This window comes from Pontiella sulfatireligans, assembly GCF_900890705.1.
GTDB lineage: Bacteria > Verrucomicrobiota > Kiritimatiellia > Kiritimatiellales > Pontiellaceae > Pontiella > Pontiella sulfatireligans.
Genome location: NZ_CAAHFH010000003.1, coordinates 185,609 through 206,041 on the forward strand (window position 1 = coordinate 185,609; position 20,433 = coordinate 206,041).

Consider the following 20,433-nt stretch of genomic DNA (forward strand, 5'->3'; position numbering starts at 1 on the left):
TTACGTCAACGGCGGCATTGCTGCCCTATTATCCGTAGATCGGCCCGTAGGTTTCGCAGGCGCGGAAATCCGCTCCTTCCAGACCTTCCGTACCGAATGAACTCCATGCACTTGGACGGTAGACGTCGGCCTCTTCCACGTTATGCATGAAGACCGGGATGCGCAGCATGGCCGCCAGCGAAATCAGGTCGGCTCCGATATGCCCATAGCTGAACGCACCGTGGTTGGCGCCCCATTTGGCCATCACTTCGTATACGTCGATGAAGGCGCCCTTGCCCGTGATGCGCGGCGCGAACCACGTGGTCGGCCAGGTGTTGTTGGTGCGGTCGTCGAGTTTCGCATGGACTTCGTCCGGAAGCTCAACCGTCCAGCCTTCTGCGAGTTGCAGAACCGGGCCAAGCCCCTTGACAATGTTGACGCGGCTCATGGTGATCGGCATGCCCGCCTTGGTGGTGAACTTGGAGGACCAGCCGCCGCCCGGGAAGTATTCCGTTACCGCCGGATGCCAAGTGGTCGCCTTGAGGCAGGCTTCTTTGTCCGCTTCGGTGATGTCCCAGAAGGGTTTCATGGCCGGTTTGCCGTCAACGCTCTGCTGACCGCTGCCGTCGAGGGAAGCGGAACCAGAGTTGATCAGGTGGATGAGTCCGCCTGCGGCAACGCCGTCGACCTTATGACCGGTGACGCGCTCGATGGAGTCGGGGCTCCAGTAGGTGCGAACGTCGGCGAAGACCTGCGGGGTATTGGTGAGCAGATACGAGAACAACATGGCCACGCCGTTGAGCGCATCATTCTCCGTCGCCATCAGGCGCGGCATGCGAATGCCGCTCCAGTCGAACGAGCTGTTGGAGATGGCTTCCATAAAGTCGCCGTTGGCGCAGTAGTCGGTCCAGTTGCGCTGGCCTTGGAAACCGGACAAGATGGCGTTGTGGCCGCGTGATTCCTCGATGCGTCCCATTTCAGCCAGTTTGTCGTTTCCGTACATCAGGTCGCGGGCGATCATGGCCATTTTGACGGAGGTTTCCCACTCTTTATCGAGCTGTTCACGCGAACGTGTGGTTTCCGGTCCGTTCGGGTCATGACCTTCCGGGCAGTTTTCTTTCACCCAGGCCAGCGCCTGCGCATACTCGTCTTTGTCGTAGACCTCATCGCGAAGACGGCGAGAGAACTCGGACAGATCGATGGCTTCGACGCGCATGCCAAGGAAGTCTTCGAAGAAATTCTGGTCGACGATCGATCCCGCGATGCCCATGGATACGCCGCCCATGGAGAGGTAGGATTTGCCTTTCATCATGGCAACAGCCAAACCAGCCTTGGCGAAGCGGAGCACTTTTTCTTTCACATCGTCCGGAATGGTGTCGTCGCCGCCGTCTTGAACGTCGCGGCCATAGATTCCGAATGCCGGGAGACCCTTCTGGGAGTGGCCAGCGAGTACGGCGGCGAGGTAGACTGCGCCGGGACGCTCGGTGCCGTTGAAGCCCCAAACGGCCTTCGGACGAAGCGGATCCATGTCCATGGTTTCAGAACCATAGCACCAGCAATTGGTCACGGTCAGGGAAACGCCCACGTTTTCGGCATCAAACTTTTCTGCACAGGCGGCGGACTCGGCCACGTTGCCGATGCAGGTGTCGGCGACCACGCATTCAACCGGTTCGCCATTCGGGTATTTCAGGTTTTCGCTGATGAGTTTAGCGGCATTTTTAGCCATCGTCATAACGGGCCCTTCAAGGGATTCGCGCACACCGCCGTAGCGGCCATCGATGGTCGGGCGGATGCCAACCTTTGGAAGGTTCGTGATCCAGGTTTTGTCAGATGTATTCACAGTAGCCATATCGTATCTCCTTGGTTATCGATTGATGGCAGATTGAACCATTATAAGGGCAAGCTTGTCGGTCGAATCCGGCGGTGGTATATTTTACACATTCATAGGGGCTAGATAATGAAAGAAATCATCAGCTACGGCCGCTTTCACTGCGCGGAGCTTTTGCCGCACAAGAACCAGGGGATGGAAATCACCTACATCGACAAGGGTATGATGGAGTGGATGGTCGAGGGAAAACCGGAAAAAGTGGAGGGAGGGACGGTTTTCTTCACCCTGCCCTGGCAGGTGCACGGAAGCCTGCACCCAAACGAACCCGACAACACCCTTTGGCATGTGTTGTTCCACTTGGAAAACGACTACCCCACTCCGCGGGACACCTTCCGCTTTCCCAAAACCTTCGGCTTCAGCCCTGCCGAAATGAAGATTCTCAGCACCGCTTTCGCCTCGAGCAACCGTCATTGCCTCCGAGCAACGCCCGCCATGCGCGAACTGATGCCCTCCCTCGTTGGAGAACTGCAAAGCACCCACGAACTGCGCGACGCCCAAGCCATCACCCTGCTGCGCGCCGTGATCGTGGAGCTCAAACGAATCATCTCGGGAGACGCCGTCGATGCGGAAACACACACAACTTCAGAACGGAGAGTACAGTCTTTGATCGACTCGCTATCGTCGAGCATCGACCAGCAGTGGACGCTCGAATCCATGGCGGGGCAGTGCGGCATCAAGCGCACGCAGCTGAACAAGGTGTTTCAAAAACTGACCGGAGGCACGCCGATGGAATACCTATGGCGCATCCGGATGGAACGCGCAAAAACCCTGCTGCGCGAAACCGATGTAAAGATCATCGACATTGCCTTTGAGTGCGGCTACGGGAGCAGCCAATACTTTTCCAACTCCTTCAAGCAAGCCACCGGCGCAACGCCGTCGGCATACCGCAAGCGCTGCAGCGGGCTCTCCCCCGCCGAATCCAGAAATTGGAAAAACATCCAGTTTCGTTCCGAAGAGGAAGAACGGCTGCGAGCCAAAGTCTTCAGCATCGAGAAAAAATAGATGGGCTTAAAAACGAGGGGGATTGCCGTTCTTCCATAACGCGGGCCTTCCATCACAAAAAAAGCCGGCCCCGCCAAATAAAGCAAAAAAAACATATCCGCCCCAAAGCCATTTTAGATAGGTTCCATTCCATGCTGAACAAACGCATTCATCCCCTTCGTAACGGATTCACCCTGGCCGAGCTGCTGGTGGTGATTGCGATCATCGGGATCATGTTTGCAATTGCACTGCCGGCGCTGCTCAACCTTGCCGGTTCCTCCAAGCTCGACGGTGCGGCCAATGCGGTGCATGCCGCGGCCAAACTGGCCCGCCAGCATGCGATTGCAAACAATCAGCCCGCCTACTTGGTCCTCAACGAAGGGCAGACCGGAAACAATCTCGCCTACCGCGCCTACGCCGTCTTTTCCATCAATATCCACACCAATGCCGTCACCCAAGAAGCCGGCTATTTCCTGACCGGTTGGGAACCGCTGCCCGTCGGGGTGGTGTTTGACGATCAGGCCGGCGACGCCTACAATGCTTTTTCTTATTCCCCCCAAGACGATTGGAGCGGAGGCGTCAGCAAAAAAAACCGGCTGAAGATTCAAGGGAAAGAATACACCGTGCTGGGATTCAAGCCCAACGGCGAAGCCGGCGCACGGACCCACTGGATCTACCTTGCGGAGGGAACCCTCTCCGGCGGAGCGCCCCTCGTTACCGGACGGCAAGGGAAGCAAATACGTTTTGACTTAACCGGCAAAAGCAAGATTATCGACTACACCTACGACGACGGCGAAGCACAGGAGCTGGGCGATTGATGAAAAAACTAATCCAATGCACTCGAAAGCGGGGCTTCACGCTGATTGAGATCATGCTGGCGCTGCTGGTGATCACCGTCGGCATTGTGGCGGCAAGCGGCCTGCTCGGCACATCGCTGGATTCAGCGGCAAAATCCCACGACGACCTCAACATCGTCAGCTTTTCCGACATGGTGCTCAACTACTGCCACGCCGTCACCAACTGGAGCGAGCTTCCGCCCGACGGCACCCTCGCAGTTCCCGACTACGACGGAGGCACGTTCAACCTCCAGCAGGGATCTTTGGAACGGTTCGAATGCCCCGCCTATACCGTTTCGTACAAACTGGAAGCCCAAACACACGGCCCCAGCATAAAGGCGCTAACACTGCAGCTGTGGCCCGGCTACACCTCGAACGGCACCGCCCGTGTATTCTACACCGAAATCTACAACTGGGCGGACAAGTAATGAAAAGCGCCAAAACCAAAAGCGGCTTCACCCTGCTCGAAATTGTGGTGTCCATCAGCATTCTGGCCGTGATGGCGCTGATGATTTCGCGCATTTTCTCCGAAAGCACCCGCGCCGTCGAACGCGGCCAAGACCAGACCCTGCTCGACGAAACCGCACGGCTGCTGCTCGACGTCATCGAGCAAGATGTCAGCCAAGCCCTGATCCGCACCAACGTCGCCTTCCGGGTGCATCCGCTCGACGGCAACGATGCGCTGTATTTCATCTCCACCGGCATGCGCCGCCAGCTAAGCACAATTCCGCGCGACACCGCCCCGATGCGCCTGCAGGCCGAGCTTTCCCCCTCACAGCCCAGTGATCTGCACAAGGACTGGAACCGGTATATCCGCATCCAAACACCCGCAGGTTCGGCCGTAGGCGCACCAGGCGGAAACTGGATCCAACGCTTGATTGCGCACTCCGACTACTATTGCGAAGCCGGCGAGCCCTCCGCCGACTTTGCAGCCATCTGCGCGGGAACCGAAATGCCGGCCACCAGCGAAGAGCGGTTCCACTACACCCAGGCTCTCCGGCGGGAACGGGTGGACAGCAACATCACCTACAAAAATGCGGGAGAAATGAGCCATGCCTCGCTCTCCTTCATGGACATCACCGTGAACGGCCGCATCGCCAGCAACTATGTCGAGGCCGAAGACGGCGCAGGCCCCCTGCCCGACGCCACCGACCGGCCGCACTTCGTGGACGTGGCCATCGGGCTGATTTCCTCCACCGACCTCGAGCAGGCCATGCGCCTGCGGAGCGGTGGCGAGCAAGCGCGCGGACAGGAGCACATCCAAAACAACGAGCGCATCTACACGCGCCGCATCTTCATGCGCAACCAAGGAGCCGAACAACTTTCGTTCGATGAATCGCCATGAACCACATTCACAAAAACAAAACCGGCGCTGCGCTCGTTATTGCCTTGGGCTTTCTGGCCGTGCTGATCATCCTAGTCATCGCCTTCTCGGCAACAACCCGCACCGAACGGCTGGCCGGACGCGCCTATCTTTCCACGGCCCAAACACGCCAGCTGCTTCACACCGCCCTCGCCCGTGCGCTAGAGGAGATCGACGCCCAATCAGGCACAAACTATCCCGCGTTCTTCGCCTTCAGCTCGCAAGGCGATGAAGTCGCCGATCTGGACTTCAGCATGGAAAAGGACTATCTGCCCTTGGGCAGCGCGTCCATTGCCGAGCCATACTTCAGCGCGCTCGACACCGCCGAATGGCAAACGATCAACGCAGACGGAGAACCGGTCGGGCGCGTCGGTTACATGGTCGTCAACACCTCCGGCCTGCTCGATGCCAACGAGGCCGGAGGCGCAAACAGCGCGACCACCCTCATTGAACGCCGGGCTGGATTGACGCCCGCGGAAATCCGGCTATCCCCGGAACTGATTCCTGAATTAAGCAACGGCCTCGAGTTTGCCTACAAACGGGACACGGCCTGGCGGCGCTTCGAAACCTTGCGCGACCTATCCGTGTTGAATGCGCCCCCGGTCAGCACCCCGGCCGTCATCAACGGCCCCATAAGCTCGTTCAGCACCTATTCCTTCGCACCCACCAACAACGATACCCGCGTCTACATGGGCAGCAGCCTCGCCACGCTCAACCAAAAAACCATCCGCAGCGAACTCGATAAAATCAGCGCCGTCGATACCGATTTTGTCATGAACCAGCTTCTCGACTATCTCGACACCGACACCCGGCCGGAGAATGCTTCCGGAAACTATACCGACTTCTCAGTCGAGCCCGTCCCGCTGATCAACGAACTGGTGCTCAGCTGCATCTTTTCCTTCGCTCCGGTGTTAGGCGAGGATGATGACGGCGCCCCGACTGTCGACTCGGTCAGCGTCTCGAACAGTTATTCGCTGGAGATGGAAGCCTGGTATCCGTTCATCGGCTATGAAAACGCGGATGCCTTTGCGGTGGTCATCAATAATACGCCGATCATTGACGGCGCGGAACCGGCCACGCTTCTTGGGGATACTTCCGAATGGATTGATGAGTATGACCTTCCCAGACTGGGCCCCGGATCAGATCCATATAACTATACGGTCCATGCAGGCGGAAGCGAAAGCGAGGCCGATGATGAGTCCGATCTGGTCAGCCTCTTCGAGGAGCTGGAGAACGACATTATGTTCCCCTCCATTTACTGCGTCAACGCAACAGAAAAAAGCATGGTAGACCGCGTGCTCAATCTTGAATTTCCCATGAACAATTCGGTTTCCACTTATCTGACACCGCAAATTAAAGCGATTGCAGAGGATCTGTTCAACCCCCTCACCGCAACTGCAACCAACTTGGATTTCGTCATCGGCATGGCGGCGATCGACCCCCGCCTGAACTGGGATGGCAACTCCAACGAGCAGTGGGTAGAAGTGGGCAGCGAGGGTTCGGGAGATACGCTTGGCGCCGTCAACGATCTGGGGATTGCCGCCGGCCCCGACCGCACCGACATCCTCTACGTGCGCAACGCCGACCGCATCGACACGCCTTACGAATTCACCTATTTGCTCTATAACGATGCCATGCCGTGGAACACCTTCCAGTTTCTGGAACGCAACGATCCCGACAACACGCGCTTTATCCTCGACCACCTCTCCCCGCACCCTCACGGCGCAACGCGCCACGGGCGCATCAATCCCTATTCGCCGCACACCAACGTAATTGCTTCAGCCTTCATGGGTATGCCGCTCGATGAATTCAACGAACCGGCCAACCGGCGCCTGACCGCAACGGAAGCCAGAGAAGCCACTCGGTTGCTTATGGAGCATTTCGAAAAGCACGGCTGGCCAGCCAAAGCATCAGCCTATGGGAGCGGCATGGATCTGGATGCGCTGTCAGCCGCCATCGGCGCCAGCAATCCGTGGGAGCTCGAGGGCTTCTTTCGCAATTCCTACGAACTGTTTTCTCCGCGCGGCACCGTCTACGCCGTTTTACTCGCCGCCCAATCCGGCAAAGACAGCGACGGCGACGGGTTGATTTCCACCGACGAGGTGCAGGGCACCCAGCAGGCGGTGGTTTATGTCTGGCGCGATGCCGTCACGCAAAAGGCCGCCTGCGTTTTCTTCGGCCTGAGCGACACGCTGCAAAGCTCCATCGGCAGCGGCCGCACGTGGAACGGCGTCCTCAACGCCTTTAAGCCCGACTCATAATTTCCAACGAATGGGAAACAGCGCTGTTCGGGATTTCCAAGCCCCGGAAATTTCCCTATACACACCGGACGCAAACAAGGACGAATGAATGACCGAACTTTCCCGATATTTGAATGAGAAGCAGGCGCTGATGGACACGGCCCTGAAAGACTGCCTGCCCGCCGAAGGCACCCGCCCCGCCGTTCTGCACCAGGCGATGCGCTACTGCGTGCTCAACGGAGGCAAGCGCATCCGCCCCATTCTGTGCATTGCCGTGGCCGAAACCTTCGGCACCCGTCCCAAGGCCGCACTCGCCGCCGCCGTGGCGGTGGAGTTGTTCCACTGCTCGACGCTCGTCCATGACGACCTGCCCTGCATGGACGACGACGACCTGCGCCGGGGCATGCCGACCTGCCACGTTAAATACGGCGAAGCCAACGCCGTGCTCACCGGCGATGCGCTCATGATCCACGCCTTTCATATTCTGGCCGAAAGCGGGAGTGCACGCTTATCGCTCGAATTGGCCAAGGCGGCCGGATCAATGGGCGTAATTGCCGGACAAGTGGAGGATCTTGACGCCGAAGGGAAAAAACCCAACGCCGGCCTGATCGAATTCATTCATATGAACAAAACCGCCATCCTGATCCGCGCAGCAGTGCGCATGGGCGCCCTGGTTGGCGGCGCCGCCGAAGACGAACTCGAAACGCTCAGTCTGTTCAGCGAAAAGATCGGCCTCGCCTTTCAGATTGAAGACGACATTCTCGATGAAACCTCCACTGACGAAGTGCTTGGAAAACCCGCCGGTTCCGACGCCGAGCAGCATAAAATGACCTATCCTGCCGTCCATGGCATGGATGTGGCGGCTGAAAAAGTACGGAGCCTGACGAGCGAAGCGGTCGGCCTGCTCAATATGATGCCCCGCAACACCCACATCTTGCGATCCATTGCGGAATATTTGGTTTCCCGTAGAAGCTAGAATGAAGAAAAACCATAGCCGCTCTGACGCGGCTGATTGGACAGGACGATTGAATGACGATTTTTCATTCAGGAATGCCATCATCCTGTCCGGATTCCCGGCAGAATGATCAAGGTATAGGCTAAAGCCGAACTCAACACGGCATGAGACGGCCACATCGCCTCTGGAGGGGCGCCGGCCTCGGCGATCGTAGACAGAGAGGACTCTGCCCCTCCACGGATCTGTGCTCGTCGCCGAGCCTACATCTCTTCTTCGTTGCAGGCCGTGTAGAGCCAGCTGAGCAACGATTCAAAGCGTGGATCGTTATGCAGGCCGTTGAGGTCGGAATCGGTTTTCATCCAATCATAATCGCCGTAGCCCAGCTCGACCGCATTGGTGAGCGCTTCGAACGCCTCGTCCGGATGGTTGGTGAGGGCGTAGGAGCAACCCAGATTGTACCAAACCAAATCATCGTTCGGCAGCAGGTGGCTCAGCTTTTCATCGACCGCCAAGCCTTCTTCATACTTTCCGGTTTTGGTGTATAAATCCGCGAGCGCCTGAAGGATTTCCAAGTCCTCCGGCAAACGCTTTGAAATTTTCTGAAGAAAACTGAGTTCAACCGCGTCGTGCCCGGCGCGGCCGTTTGTTCTGTCTTTGCTCATTGCCAGAAACCTTACTTAGTTGACCGAACGCTGCGTCGGGCCGGTGTAGATCTGGCGCGGACGGCCAATGCGGCCGTGCGGATCGTCGCGCATTTCCAGCCACTGGGCAATCCAGCCCGGCATACGGCCGATGGCGAACATGACGGTGAACATGTCGGTCGGGATGCCCATCGCGCGGTAGGTCAGGCCGGTGTAGAAGTCAATATTGGGATAGAGGCTGCGGCTGGCGAAATAATCATCGGCCAGCACGGCTTCTTCCAGCTCCTGGGCCAGCTCAACCAGTGGATCGTCGACCCCCATCTTGGCGAGCACGTCTTTGCACATCCGCTTGGCCACCTTGGCGCGCGGGTCGTACGATTTGTAAACGCGGTGCCCGACACCCATCAAGCGGAACGGATCGTTCTTGTCTTTTGCACGCTCGATGACGCGTTTCACATCGCCGTCATCCTCAACGATGATGCGTTCGAGCATCTCGATCACGTGCTGGTTGGCGCCGCCGTGCAACGGCCCCCACAGCGCGCAGATGCCGGCCGAAATTGAGGCATACAGGTTGGCCCCTGCGCTGCCCACCATCTTCACCACGGACGCGGAGCAGTTTTGCTCGTGGTCGGCGTGGAGAATCAGCAGCTTGTTGAGCGCCGTTGCAACCACCGGATCAACCTGATAGTCGTTCACCGGAGTCCGGAACATCATGTTCAGGAAGTTTTCGCAATATTTCAGGTTGTGGTGCGGATAAACAATCGGGTGGCCGATCGACTTCTTATAGGCGAAGGCCGCCGCCGTGCGCATCTTGGAAAGCAGACGGGTAACCTTGAAGTCGATGTTTTCCTGAATGCTGCTATCCTCAAGCTCTGGGTAGAAGGTGGAAAGCGAAACCGCCATGGCCGAAAGCGTGGCCATCGGATGGGCGTGGTCCGGATAGGCATCGAAGAAATGGCGCATGTCTTCGTGCAGCAGCGAGTGGGAGTTTAGGTTCTCGGAAAATTCTGTGTGTTGCTGCTTGTTCGGCAAAGAGCCGTGAACCAACAGATAAGCCACATCAACAAATTCGCAATTTTCGGCCAGCTCATTAATGTCGTACCCACGGTAACGCAGAATACCCACCTCGCCGTCAATATAGGTAATATCGCTCTTGCAGCAACCGGTGTTCATGAACCCCGGATCATAAGTAATCATTCCGGTTTCTTTCCGCAGAGCGCGGATATCGACCGCCTTTTCCTTTTCTGAACCTTCAAAAACAGGCAAAATGATGGTTTTCCCGTCGAAGGTAAGCTCCGCTGTTCCCAAATCTTTTATTGTATCCGACATAATCAAATTTCCTTTTGCACTTATTTTTCCGGTTGGAATCGGACTAGAAAATACGGTTCCCCCCGTTGCATTCAAGACTAAAAGACATAACGAATCGAATCCCGACCCCAGACCACCGGCCAAATCAGCTTATTTTTTAATCATTTTATATTGCGCGCCCCCGCCCATTTATGTTTTATCCACGGGTCTTTCAACAAAAGGAACTACTTATTTATGGCCAAAAAAAGCTCAGTCGTTAAGAACCAGAAGCGCATCGCGTGCGCATCGAAATATTTTGCCCGTCGCATGGAGCTGAAAAAAATCATCAGCAACCCAGACTCCGACCCGGTTGACCGCATGGCTGCTGTACGCAAGCTGCGTTCGCTCCCGCTGGACGCCAATCCCAACCGCATCATGAACCGCTGCTCGGTAACCGGCCGCCCACACGCCGTATACCGCAAGTTCGGCCTTTCCCGCATCACCCTGCGTGAAATGGCTTCCCAGGGATTGATCCCCGGCATGACCAAGGCCAGCTGGTAACCACAGACTCCTTTGTTGGAAAAGACAAACACCTCGCAACTGCGGGGTGTTTTTTTTTGTTCATGCCCCGAATGGCACTTAAGGACCGTTTGTATGGATTTCTGAACAACGAATCTCCGCGGGAGTAGGCGAGGCACTTCCCTCATCGCCCGGATGATGGCGATCCGGGCGGCATCGCGGGCCTCTGGCCTTGTTTATAATATTTATCCCTCGTTCGTTCCTCGTTTTTTGAACCTGAAGTTAAAGGAGTACAGGGGAAAAAGAGCAAACTCCCTTAAACCATGCGCCCCTTTCACCCTCCAACTTTCAAGCGTTAGCCGAGCAGAGCTTTCGCCTGTTCGTATACATTGTCGGCATGGATGCCGAATTTTTCAGCCAATACACCGCCCGGAGCCGATGCGCCGAAGTGGTCGATGCCGATAATCTTGCCGTCGAGGCCCACATATTTTTCCCAGCCGGTCGGCCAGCCGGCTTCAACGGCCAGGCGCTTTCGGCATTCCGGCGGGAAGACGGAGGCTTTGTATGCAACGCTCTGCTGCTCGAACAGCTCCCAACACGGGAAGCTGACGACGCGGACTTTCCGGCCTTCTTCGGCCAGCTTCTTGCCGGCTTCGATCGAAAGCCATACTTCCGATCCGCTGGCGACGATGAGAATGTCGTGGCCGCTTTCAGCGTTTTCCCAGATGGTGTAGGCGCCCTTCTTAAGGCCGGAGGCTTTGGCCAGCTCCGTGCGGTCGAAGATCGGCAGGTTCTGGCGGGTGAGCAGCAAGGCGGTCGGGCCGGTCTTGTTTTCGAGCGCGGCCACCCAGGCGCATTTGGTTTCGATCGCGTCGGATGGACGGATGACCGTAACGTTCGGCGTGATGCGCAGGCTCATCAGCGTTTCAATCGGCTGGTGGGTCGGGCCGTCTTCGCCGACGTAGAAGCTGTCGTGCGTGTAGACGTAGATAACCGGCAGGTTCATCAGCGCGGCCACGCGGGTGGTCGGGCGGACATAGTCGGCGAAAACGAGGAAGGTGGCGCCGAACACGCGAAACCCGCCGTGCACCTGCATCCCGTTCATGATGGCGCCCATGCCGATCTCGCGCACGCCGTAATGGAGGTTGCGGCCTTCGAAAGCATTCGCGCCGACATCGCCGAGCCCCTTGAGGCCGGTGTTGTTCGACGGCGCCAGGTCGGCGGATCCGCCGACGAGGTAGGGAACGGCCTTGGCGAGGTCCTGCAGGATTTTGCCGGATGCGGAGCGGGTGGCAATGGAACCGCCGGCTTCGAAGTCTTCAATCTTCTCGCTAAGGCATTCGGGCAGTTCGCCCTTGATGCATATATCCCATTCGGCGGCCTTTTCCGGATTGGCTTTCGCAAATGCAGCAAAGCTCTCGTTCCACATCGCTTCGCGCTTGGCGTTCTCCGAAGCGGCTTCGGCAAACCCGGCGTAGACCTCTGCCGGCACGTGGAATTTTTCCGGCGAAATGCCGAGCGCTTTCTTGGTCAGCGCAACTTCGTCGTCGCCGAGCGGCGCGCCGTGGCAGTCGTGCGAACCGGCCTTGTTCGGAGAGCCAAAGCCGATGGTGGTGTTGCAGATGATGACCGACGGCCTGCCGGTTTCCTTCTGCGCAACCCGAGTGGCGGAGGTGATATCGTCATAGTCGTGGCCGTTGATGCGCTGCACATGCCAGCCGTAGGCTTCCATGCGCTTTTCGACATCGTCGGTGTAGGTGATGTGCGTGTCGCCTTCGATGGAAATAAAGTTTTCGTCGTAGAAAACAATCAGGTCGCCGAGGCCGTGGTTGCCGGCCAGCGAGAAGACCTCGTGGGAGATGCCTTCCATAAACTCGCCTTCGGAGGCGATGACGTAAGTGAAGTGGTCGACGATCTTCTGATCTTTGGAGTTGAAGCGCGCAGCGAGCATTTTTTCGGCGAGTGCCATGCCGACGGCGTTGCCGATGCCCTGGCCGAGCGGGCCGGTGGTGGTCTCGACGCCCGGCGTGTGGCCGTATTCCGGATGGCCGGCGGTCTTGCTGCCCCACTGGCGGAAGTTCTTGAGCTCTTCAAGCGGCAGGTCGTAGCCAGCGAGGTGGAGCAGGCTGTAGATCAGCATCGAGCCGTGGCCGGCGGAAAGCACGAAACGGTCGCGATCGGCCCACTGCGGGTTGGCCGGATTGTGCTTGAGGAACTGCGGCAACGTCGGCCATGCCGAGCGGCAGGCCGGGATGCCCCGAATTGGCGGCCTGCACGCCGTCCATTGAAAGCCCGCGGATTGTGTTTGCTGCAAGTTTAAGATCCATTGCTCGTATTCCTCCTGATTTTACGCTCGGTGTTAAAAAAGATCGTGCAGAATTCCAGATTCAGCCAATCCCCGCCATAAAATCATTCTCTAAAACCAGCACGACATAACCAACACCACCATGCCCGGCGGTATTTCAGCCGTTTATTCGAGAAACAGATGCCACCCTGCTGAGGCGTTCTAAAGATGGCGATTAAGGCCTTGCGCCGGAAAAGTGTTCAAGCCTCAATGAGCGCGCGGGTGATTTCGCCGATGTACATACGGTGGAAATCCTGTTGCGGATAGTTCTTCATGAGGGAGTCATCAACAAAGTTGGCGGGATCCAGATCCTGGAAATAGAGCTTCCGGCATTCGAGCACCAAACGTGCTTCATCGAAAAAGACCGAACCGTTTTCAGCCGCCCTAACGGTAAAGCCGCATTCATCGACCTTGTCGGTTTCGCGTCCGGACCGGCTGCCGCAAAAGTTAAGCTGCGGCTTGTATCGCTCAGCGAAGAACGAAAGCGTGAAAGCCTCGCTCTTTTCCATAAATTCATAGGTATACCGCTGAGGACGGACAAAAAAAAGCAGACGGGCTTGAACCACAACTCGCCCATGCTTCCCCAGCTCGCGGTCATGGTGTTGAAATGCTCCGGCGTTCCAGCCGTGACCAGCATCCATTCCTGACCGATCAGATGGATCGGATTCCCAGGAATTTCGATGGGCTTGATTTCCTTGAATGTTTTCATTTTTGACCTCCCCTGGCTTCTTTGAGCGTTAGGACGAGCTTCGGGGCACTCCCCGACTCCTTCGAACTGATGCTGTACAGGCCGTATCCGGCCGTTCCCCATAAACCAAACGTTGCCGTCTTGAATTCCGATTGCCGGATGGTTTCCAACAAGGAAACTTCAACGACCGGAACCGCGACCCACTGGCCTTCCTGCCAAGGCAAGCCGTCCAACCGGGCCACCGGTGCATTCCAAAGGCCGGAATCATTAAGACCAACCAGCGCAGCCCCGGAAGCCGATTCCCACGGCACATCCCGAAAACTGCTCCAGGCATAGGAGGCTTCCCCCAGCTTTGAGTTCTGTCCCTTGGCTCCGAGATTTCCGGCCCCCTCGCCCCAAGCGGCGTTGTTTTTGGTCTGAACCATTGGTGCAACCACCAAGCTGATGGGCTTCGCCATCGTATTGTTCTTCCGGAACTGGAATTCGGCGGAACCAATCTCATTGGTTACAGCCGAGAGATCGAATGCAATGATCGTCCAGGCGGAAGCGTTATGCGCCACCAGCAGCGCTGAGCTGCCCCCATTGTTACGGTTGCGGTTGTTGCTGCGGCCGAACGTATCCTTCGTAGCCTCCAGCGTGACTTCAACGGCAAATCCGGAGACCGCACATCCCAGCGCCAACGCACAACCGACAACCAGCTTGATATATAATTTCATAAACGCCTCTGTTTCATACGGGAAAGACTACATTTCAACCGGCCTTCAGACAAGCAGGATCAAGGCCATGCTCCAGTCATTCTCACGCGAGCATATCGCGGAAAAAGTGCCGCAAACAGCCTTTCAGCGCGTCGGAGTCCATTAACTCCTCGGCCTTGGCCAGCGAGACGATCTTGCGCTTGCGGCGGCCGGCCTCCGGCCATTTGTTCAACACCGTTTTCACTTCCAGCGCATAGAGCGTCAAATGCACCCGCTCACCGCTTTTGATCACCACCTTGGTTCGGTATGTATTGTTCTTGCGGATTTTGCCCTTAACGCCGGCCTCTTCATAGGCTTCCTCTTCGGCCGTGCCCTGTTTGCCGAGGTCTTCCTCGAACCGGCCCTTAGGGAAAATCCAATAGCCGCTGGCGCTGGTAATCAGCACCACCTTGATTCCGTCATCCTCGCGCACATACGGTATTGCGCCATATTGTTTCATCATAAACTCGATCCTTTCCTACATTAGTTCGTCCAACTCGCTCCATACCTCTTCATAGGCGCGGGCGGCGGATTTTCGTCCGGCATAGGCCAATGCAGGAGCACGGTGAATGCCCATTTTCTCAATGTCGCTAGAAAACGGAATGCTGTTTTTCAAAAACCGCTTATGGTTTGCCCGCATGCGCTTCATCGATTCAATGTGCAGCTTTTTGCTTTTCTGCACCATCGAGAACACCGGAATAATCTTTTTGCGCTTATGGCCGTTTTCGTCGAAGAAGGCATAAAGCTGTTCGAGCGTCCGCTCGGATAGCGTCGTCGGGATGACCGGCACGACCACCCGATCGGCCACAGAAAACACGTTTTCCGACAGGCGCGAAATATTCGGCGGGCAGTCGAGCAGCATTAGATCATAGTCGTTGTCGACCGCCTTGAGCGCCTTTTTCAACCGCGAGCGACTGTGCTTCATGCGCGAGAGAAAAATATCAAAATCGCGAAAGTCTGGGTTGGCCGGGAGCAGGTCGAGGTTTTCAAAATCGCTGGCCTTGATGGCATTGGTAAAGCGTACGACGTCTTTGAAGAATCGCTCCTCCTTGAGCTTTTTCGACGGCTTGACGCGGAAATAAAACCCCGACGCGCCCTGCGGATCGAGATCGCACAGCAGCGTGCGCCTCCCGTTGGCCGCGCAGGCATAGGCCAGATTCACCGCCGCCGCGGTTTTTCCAACACCGCCCTTGTTGCTGTAGCATGCAATAATCTTCATTCAGAATCCTTGTTCGACAACATTTGTTCAAAACTGCGCTGCGTCTCCGCACCGGCAAATCCATCGAGACAGGCCACCACTTCGCCCCGCGCCTTCAGCTGCAGCTGATACAGCGTCGCCACCAGCGCGCCGACGCATTCGGCCAGCTTGATGCCTTTCCGGCCCCGCATTGGATGCGCCTCCGCAAAAGCGGCCAATGCTTCGCGTTGCACCGAATAGTCGTTGAAACGCCCCAGCACATCCTGCAGGCTTTTCAGCGACTTCACCAAAGGCTTGATCTTTTTCTGCGGAAACAACGGCAGGAAAAACTCCATCAAATACCTCATCTTTTTGCACTCAATGCGCAGTTCGTGAACCCGCGCATCGGGCGTGCCGTCATCGATGGATCGCGCCAGGCTTGCCGCCTTTTTATAGCGCTTCAAAATCAACCGACGCGCAAAGCGCCCCGTCGGCTCCATTCCGCAACGGCCCATTTCCAAATCCTGCAGCCGGGCCAGAACCGCCTCTATTTGCCGCTGGTATTCCTTCCCTCGGAGGAACTCGGCAACCTGTTCAAAAACATCCTGCCGTTCCTGGACAAAGACATCGAACATAATATCGAGCCCGCCATGCATCGACTCCGGCACCAGCTTGTAGTAGCCGGCCCGGCCCAGCAGATAAACATCCAAATCCCGAAGCCGGTTGGTCTGCTTCATAATGCCGGCCAGCGCGCTCTTCAGCCAGCAACTATCCTCGCCATCCACCACATTGCGGAAAAGGCTCAGCAGCGAACGGGTCCGGCGCAGGCTAACGCGGTAATCGTGCAAAAACTCGGTATCCAAATCGGTGGCCATACCCGCCTCATTGCAACGGGCGACCTCGATAAACGTGCGCGCAATCAAAACCGCACTCTCAAACACCGGCGCATTCCGATCCAACGGCACCGCCGGCTTCGCCTCGTACATCGGCCGTTTTATGCCCAGCGCCGGGAAATAGTCTCCGCCGGAATAGGCATCGAATCCGGCATGAACCAACGCCTGCACAAAGCGCTCATACTCCTTCGCATAGCCGCGCATCGCCATCACCGCCAGCCAGATGGCGGAGGCCTCGCCGCAGCGCACCGTGGTTGCACGCGCCCGCACCACGGTCTTTTCCAGCTCATCGAGCACCGCAACACGGCATTGCTCCACAACAACCTCGGCGACAGGAAGGAAGGCGCGCAGCGCCGATATTCTCATCAACTGACGCCCCACCGCTCCGTCCGGCAGTGTTCCCGCAAACGTCCAACCCCGGGCGACGGCTTGTTTTTGGAAGCTTCCCGATGAAAGGTCGAACAGCGCCACATAGCCGGCGCACTGCAGCAATGCTTTACCGGCCCGGCGCAAATGGCCGTCGAACGTGTCCAGCAGCGTTCCTGCATATGCTTGGCTTTCCCCCGATTCGAGCTTTTCGGAGCGGGGCATCTTCAACGCGCCTGCAGTCCAGGCACCAATCCGGCAAAGGGGTTTATCTTCCGGCAACATGCGAAGGAGTATAACCAAGCCGCAGAATGGATCAAGCAAACCAGTTGACCGCTTTGATTCCATTACTTAGCCTCTATTGAACCAAGGAGGCTGTTCATGAAGACCACCCTGTTCGAACATGCAGATGAATGAATATTCCACCATCCGCCGACAGCACTGCTCGGCGGTCATCACCGGCAAGCCCGTCAGAGGGATGGCCGGACACCGATGCCGTTCTGACACCTGATCCGTTCCAAGGTCTGGAAAAATTCCACCCATTGGAAGCAGCGTTGCAGCATCGGAACCGATCGCCGAAATTGGGTTGACGATGCGTAGCCGCACGAAGCGTGCAGAAAAACATCAACACCATTGCTGCCTAGAATCTATCCATAATCAGACACCACTCCTTCTCCCCATTCTCCGGATTCAATCCCTGTCACTGTGCCCACACCATTTCAAAAATGACTCAACCGATGTCACGGCCAATCCGGTCTGCGAGCGGCCGCCTCGGAAATAGGGCTTGTCGCGGTCAAATCCTTTTCTGCCGCTACCCCACCCTTCGTAATACATATACAGCATATCCTTATGAGTGAACACCTCGCCGCACCAGATAGCGCCCTCGTCCCAGCTGCCGGCGGGCCCTCTGGTGAAAAACAGTTCCGGGCTCTCAATTTTCTTCCACTGAAGCAGGTCATCAGACCAGGCCACATGGAAACGGTCCGGATAATCCATGTATTCTGAACTACACTGATAAACCATGTACCAGCGGTTGTTCAGTTTAAAAATGCGGCCGCCATGTACGGACTGGCTGTCAAAACTGCCTCGCACGCCTGTGTCCAGAACCAGTCGTTTTGGTGCAGATGTAAATTCGGCAGGATCGTTGACAACCGCCAAATAGGTCTTGAGCCGGGCGGTCGCCTTTTTTTTCGCAGGATCATACTTCGCATCGCCATAGAAAATGTAGTAGCGGTTGTCGTGATAGACCACATCGCACGGGCCGATGCGCCGCTGGAGCGGATTGGTCTCAAACTTGGCGAAGGAAATGCCTCCGTCTGAAGAAACGGCCACGGCCAGACATCCGCCGGCTTTATACGAAACCCCTTTATAAAACATATGGAGCAGATCCTTTTTCCCAGTTGCGTCCCTGCCGACGACCGGGGTGCAGTCGAGCAGGTGCTTGCCGTCGAAGGCCTCTTCCGGGCCATGGATTAGAACCGGGTTCCCTGAATATTCCTCCCAGGGGCCGAGCGGCGAAAAAGAGTCCGCTTCCTGGGTAAACAGCCCGATGCTGTCATGGTAGACGGCCTTGCCGTTTGGTTCAGGGAGGTAGCCTGAACCGCGGATATAGAGCAGCCACCGTCCATCCGGCGACTCCGCCGGGCTGAGCACGGCGGCATTGGCCACATGCACCGAACGCCACGGGTGGGCGGGATCGATGGCAAAGACCGGATCGTCGGACATCCGCTGCATCAGCGCCCCCTCGGCCACGCAGGCCCCCACAAAACCCAACACCAAAGCAACCGGGGCCGCACGGAGAACGCGCAGCATTTTACGGTCATAATATTTCATCGCTTCTTTAACCACTATCCATTCCGCTTCGGCAAGTGAGGTAGTACAATATCAAACTGCTCCGTCATATCAGTCAGCACGGGGCTGTATTCAGGCATTCCTGCAACATTCCGGGTTTCATTCGGATCCGCTTCATAATCATACAGTTCACGCCCAACCACTTCGCCGGAATGGGTGTATTGCAGGTTTTCCACCGAGGTCTTCCGCCACTCCACATACCGGTAGCGCGGTGTACGGATCGCCCAACCCATCACTAGGCCCTCATCATCCATATTCCGCAAATACTGGCTCACCGCCGGCTTGTTCTCTAAGGGACGCTCGCTACGCATCAGATTGATCAGACTTTTTCCTTCCAGTCCAGACGGCGGCTCCAATCCGGTTAGTTCGCATAGGGTTGGAAAAACATCAACAAACTCGGTCATGATTTTATCTTCGACAACTCTGCCGGGAATGGACGGCGATGCAATGATTAGGGGCGCGCGCGTGGCTTCCTCAAAATTGGTGTGTTTGCCCCAGACTTGCTTATCGCCCAGATGAAAGCCGTGATCGCCCCAAAGGCAGATCACTGTATTGTCCTGCAGCCCTGCTTCTTCCAACGCCTGGAGTAGTTTTCCGACCTGCGCATCGACATAGGAAACGCAGGCCGCATAGCCGTGCAGCATGTGGCGTTGCAGGTCTTCTGGAATCGCCCCCTCGCCGGGAACCGGATGGAAGCCACGCGCTTCAACATATTCTGTTTCGGCGTAGCGGACGCCATCTTCGGGGTAGTGCTGGACCGCTGCCAACTTAAAATCGTCAGGCGAATACAGATCCCAATATTTTTTCGGAGCCACGAACGGCAGATGCGGTTTATAGAACCCGACCGCCAGAAAGAACGGTTCTTTGTTTTTTCCGAAGCGGCGGATTGCCTTGATCGCCGGCGCGGCCATCACATTGCCTTCCGCGTAGGCTTCGTCGGGGAGATCCATCGACTCGCAAACCGGACGCGCGCCTTCTACCGTCGAGAGAAACGCCATGCGGTCTGATTTTTTCTTTATGCCGCGCCGTGTTATTTCAGCGGCAGCAGATTCAAGAATTTTACGGGTGACCGGATCCTGATAACCACCACCGACGGGCTTAACGGGATAAAGGGATTCGTCCCAATCCCACCGGACGCCTTTCGGCCCGCTCCAGCTTCGCGTATCCTGCCCCTTGTCGGTATTGCGGCTGTCCATGACCTTGCCGAAACCCAACGTGATGTATCCATTGGCCTTGAAATGTTCCGGAATCGTCCTGAGCTGCGGCGCTCGTTTGCGGGCCGTGTCGATATGCCAGAGCTCGCCGCCCATATTGTAGACCTGCGTGGTGTCCGGCCGAAGACCGGTCATGATGCTCATGCGGGTCGGACCGCAGAGCGCCACCTGACAATAGTTGTTCCGAAAAACCGTACCCTTTTCAGCAAGCCGGTCCATATTCGGGGTCTTCACCACGGGATGGTCATAACAGCCCAGCCACGGTTTCAGGTCGTCGATCGCGATAAACAGCACGTTCTTCGGTTGCCCGGAAAAACTTGTACTGCCCGTAACCATCAGCAATCCGATGCCTATATATTTCAGCATATTTCTCATGTATTCCCTCAAATCCCCCCACCCGCAGAACGATGTGTTCATTCTTCCAGACGGAATGAATAGGGAAGATACCGTATATCACACCGCATTGGCTACTGGTGG

At 56.8% G+C, this 20,433-nt stretch carries 16 protein-coding genes and 2 pseudogenes; 7 read left to right on the forward strand and 11 right to left on the reverse strand.

The features are described from left to right. Window positions 1-28: 28 nt before the first annotated feature. Window positions 29-1,828, reverse strand: coding sequence for an L-fucose isomerase (locus SCARR_RS25240; RefSeq protein ID WP_136065066.1), 1,800 nt, complete (start codon window positions 1,826-1,828; stop codon window positions 29-31). Between the two features lie 108 nt (window positions 1,829-1,936). Here SCARR_RS25240 and SCARR_RS25245 point away from each other — a divergent pair, with 108 nt between their 5' ends. The 6 genes from SCARR_RS25245 (at window position 1,937) to SCARR_RS25270 (ending at window position 8,263) form a co-directional block, all read left to right on the forward strand. Then, window positions 1,937-2,869: an AraC family transcriptional regulator gene (locus SCARR_RS25245; protein WP_136065068.1), complete on the forward strand. Its 933-nt coding sequence runs from the start codon at window positions 1,937-1,939 to the stop codon at window positions 2,867-2,869. Window positions 2,870-3,000: 131 nt separating this feature from the next. Next, the gene (locus SCARR_RS25250; protein ID WP_136065070.1) at window positions 3,001-3,666 is read left to right on the forward strand and encodes a prepilin-type N-terminal cleavage/methylation domain-containing protein; all 666 of its coding nucleotides are present in this window, start codon (window positions 3,001-3,003) and stop codon (window positions 3,664-3,666) included. Beyond that, window positions 3,666-4,112, forward strand: coding sequence for a type II secretion system protein (locus SCARR_RS25255; RefSeq protein WP_136065072.1), 447 nt, complete (start codon window positions 3,666-3,668; stop codon window positions 4,110-4,112). The genes SCARR_RS25250 and SCARR_RS25255 overlap by 1 nt, the downstream gene beginning before the upstream one ends. Continuing rightward, the gene (locus SCARR_RS25260; protein ID WP_168433612.1) at window positions 4,112-5,029 is read left to right on the forward strand and encodes a PulJ/GspJ family protein; all 918 of its coding nucleotides are present in this window, start codon (window positions 4,112-4,114) and stop codon (window positions 5,027-5,029) included. The genes SCARR_RS25255 and SCARR_RS25260 overlap by 1 nt, the downstream gene beginning before the upstream one ends. Next, complete coding sequence (locus tag SCARR_RS25265; protein ID WP_136065076.1) at window positions 5,026-7,308, forward strand: hypothetical protein; 2,283 nt, start codon at window positions 5,026-5,028, stop codon at window positions 7,306-7,308. Before SCARR_RS25260 ends, SCARR_RS25265 begins: the two co-directional genes overlap by 4 nt. A gap of 88 nt (window positions 7,309-7,396) precedes the next feature. Beyond that, the gene (locus SCARR_RS25270) at window positions 7,397-8,263 is read left to right on the forward strand and encodes a polyprenyl synthetase family protein (protein ID WP_136065078.1); all 867 of its coding nucleotides are present in this window, start codon (window positions 7,397-7,399) and stop codon (window positions 8,261-8,263) included. 239 nt (window positions 8,264-8,502) lie between these two features. Here the strand turns inward: SCARR_RS25270 and SCARR_RS25275 are convergent, their stop codons facing one another. Together SCARR_RS25275 and SCARR_RS25280 are read right to left on the reverse strand one after the other, a co-directional pair. Further along, complete coding sequence (locus tag SCARR_RS25275) at window positions 8,503-8,904, reverse strand: tetratricopeptide repeat protein (protein WP_136065080.1); 402 nt, start codon at window positions 8,902-8,904, stop codon at window positions 8,503-8,505. Window positions 8,905-8,919: 15 nt separating this feature from the next. Continuing rightward, window positions 8,920-10,212: a citrate synthase gene (locus tag SCARR_RS25280; RefSeq protein ID WP_187356390.1), complete on the reverse strand. Its 1,293-nt coding sequence runs from the start codon at window positions 10,210-10,212 to the stop codon at window positions 8,920-8,922. A gap of 213 nt (window positions 10,213-10,425) precedes the next feature. On the opposite strand from SCARR_RS25280, the gene rpsN reads away from it, so the two are divergent. Further along, window positions 10,426-10,731, forward strand: coding sequence for a 30S ribosomal protein S14 (rpsN, locus tag SCARR_RS25285; RefSeq protein ID WP_136065082.1), 306 nt, complete (start codon window positions 10,426-10,428; stop codon window positions 10,729-10,731). A gap of 313 nt (window positions 10,732-11,044) precedes the next feature. Here the strand turns inward: rpsN and tkt are convergent. From tkt to SCARR_RS25325, 8 genes and pseudogenes are all read right to left on the reverse strand, one after another. Further along, a pseudogene (gene tkt / locus SCARR_RS25290) lies at window positions 11,045-13,016 on the reverse strand (transketolase). A 217-nt stretch (window positions 13,017-13,233) separates the two neighbouring features. Next, window positions 13,234-13,742 (reverse strand): annotated as a pseudogene (locus tag SCARR_RS25295) (flavin reductase family protein). After that, complete coding sequence (locus SCARR_RS25300; protein ID WP_136065084.1) at window positions 13,739-14,437, reverse strand: hypothetical protein; 699 nt, start codon at window positions 14,435-14,437, stop codon at window positions 13,739-13,741. Before SCARR_RS25300 ends, SCARR_RS25295 begins: the two are co-directional and overlap by 4 nt. Before the next feature lie 82 nt (window positions 14,438-14,519). Beyond that, a complete protein-coding gene (locus SCARR_RS25305) occupies window positions 14,520-14,918 on the reverse strand; it encodes an NUDIX hydrolase (RefSeq protein WP_136065086.1) in 399 nt (132 codons plus the stop codon). A 15-nt stretch (window positions 14,919-14,933) separates the two neighbouring features. Then, window positions 14,934-15,674: a ParA family protein gene (locus SCARR_RS25310; RefSeq protein WP_136065088.1), complete on the reverse strand. Its 741-nt coding sequence runs from the start codon at window positions 15,672-15,674 to the stop codon at window positions 14,934-14,936. Next, window positions 15,671-17,116: a CHAD domain-containing protein gene (locus SCARR_RS25315; protein ID WP_168433613.1), complete on the reverse strand. Its 1,446-nt coding sequence runs from the start codon at window positions 17,114-17,116 to the stop codon at window positions 15,671-15,673. The genes SCARR_RS25310 and SCARR_RS25315 overlap by 4 nt, the downstream gene beginning before the upstream one ends. A 465-nt stretch (window positions 17,117-17,581) precedes the next feature. After that, on the reverse strand, window positions 17,582-18,739 hold the full coding sequence (locus tag SCARR_RS25320; protein ID WP_136065092.1) for a glycoside hydrolase family protein: 1,158 nt from the start codon (window positions 18,737-18,739) through the stop codon (window positions 17,582-17,584). Then, window positions 18,739-20,322, reverse strand: a complete 1,584-nt coding sequence (locus SCARR_RS25325) for a sulfatase (protein ID WP_168433614.1) — start codon at window positions 20,320-20,322, stop codon at window positions 18,739-18,741. Before SCARR_RS25325 ends, SCARR_RS25320 begins: the two co-directional genes overlap by 1 nt. Window positions 20,323-20,433 lie beyond the last annotated feature (111 nt).

What these genes read in the sequence shown, in the direction of transcription:
- SCARR_RS25245 (WP_136065068.1), top strand. Translation starts at nt 1,937, where the DNA reads ATGAAAGAAATCATCAGCTACGGCCGCTTTCACTGCGCGGAGCTTTTG.
- SCARR_RS25300 (WP_136065084.1), bottom strand. Translation starts at nt 14,437, where the DNA reads ATGAAATTATATATCAAGCTGGTTGTCGGTTGTGCGTTGGCGCTGGGA.
- SCARR_RS25265 (WP_136065076.1), top strand. Translation starts at nt 5,026, where the DNA reads ATGAACCACATTCACAAAAACAAAACCGGCGCTGCGCTCGTTATTGCC.
- SCARR_RS25275 (WP_136065080.1), bottom strand. Translation starts at nt 8,904, where the DNA reads ATGAGCAAAGACAGAACAAACGGCCGCGCCGGGCACGACGCGGTTGAA.
- SCARR_RS25250 (WP_136065070.1), top strand. Translation starts at nt 3,001, where the DNA reads ATGCTGAACAAACGCATTCATCCCCTTCGTAACGGATTCACCCTGGCC.
- SCARR_RS25315 (WP_168433613.1), bottom strand. Translation starts at nt 17,116, where the DNA reads ATGCCCCGCTCCGAAAAGCTCGAATCGGGGGAAAGCCAAGCATATGCA.
- SCARR_RS25240 (WP_136065066.1), bottom strand. Translation starts at nt 1,828, where the DNA reads ATGGCTACTGTGAATACATCTGACAAAACCTGGATCACGAACCTTCCA.
- SCARR_RS25310 (WP_136065088.1), bottom strand. Translation starts at nt 15,674, where the DNA reads ATGAAGATTATTGCATGCTACAGCAACAAGGGCGGTGTTGGAAAAACC.
- SCARR_RS25305 (WP_136065086.1), bottom strand. Translation starts at nt 14,918, where the DNA reads ATGATGAAACAATATGGCGCAATACCGTATGTGCGCGAGGATGACGGA.
- SCARR_RS25270 (WP_136065078.1), top strand. Translation starts at nt 7,397, where the DNA reads ATGACCGAACTTTCCCGATATTTGAATGAGAAGCAGGCGCTGATGGAC.
- SCARR_RS25260 (WP_168433612.1), top strand. Translation starts at nt 4,112, where the DNA reads ATGAAAAGCGCCAAAACCAAAAGCGGCTTCACCCTGCTCGAAATTGTG.
- SCARR_RS25325 (WP_168433614.1), bottom strand. Translation starts at nt 20,322, where the DNA reads ATGCTGAAATATATAGGCATCGGATTGCTGATGGTTACGGGCAGTACA.
- SCARR_RS25255 (WP_136065072.1), top strand. Translation starts at nt 3,666, where the DNA reads ATGAAAAAACTAATCCAATGCACTCGAAAGCGGGGCTTCACGCTGATT.
- SCARR_RS25280 (WP_187356390.1), bottom strand. Translation starts at nt 10,212, where the DNA reads ATGTCGGATACAATAAAAGATTTGGGAACAGCGGAGCTTACCTTCGAC.
- rpsN (WP_136065082.1), top strand. Translation starts at nt 10,426, where the DNA reads ATGGCCAAAAAAAGCTCAGTCGTTAAGAACCAGAAGCGCATCGCGTGC.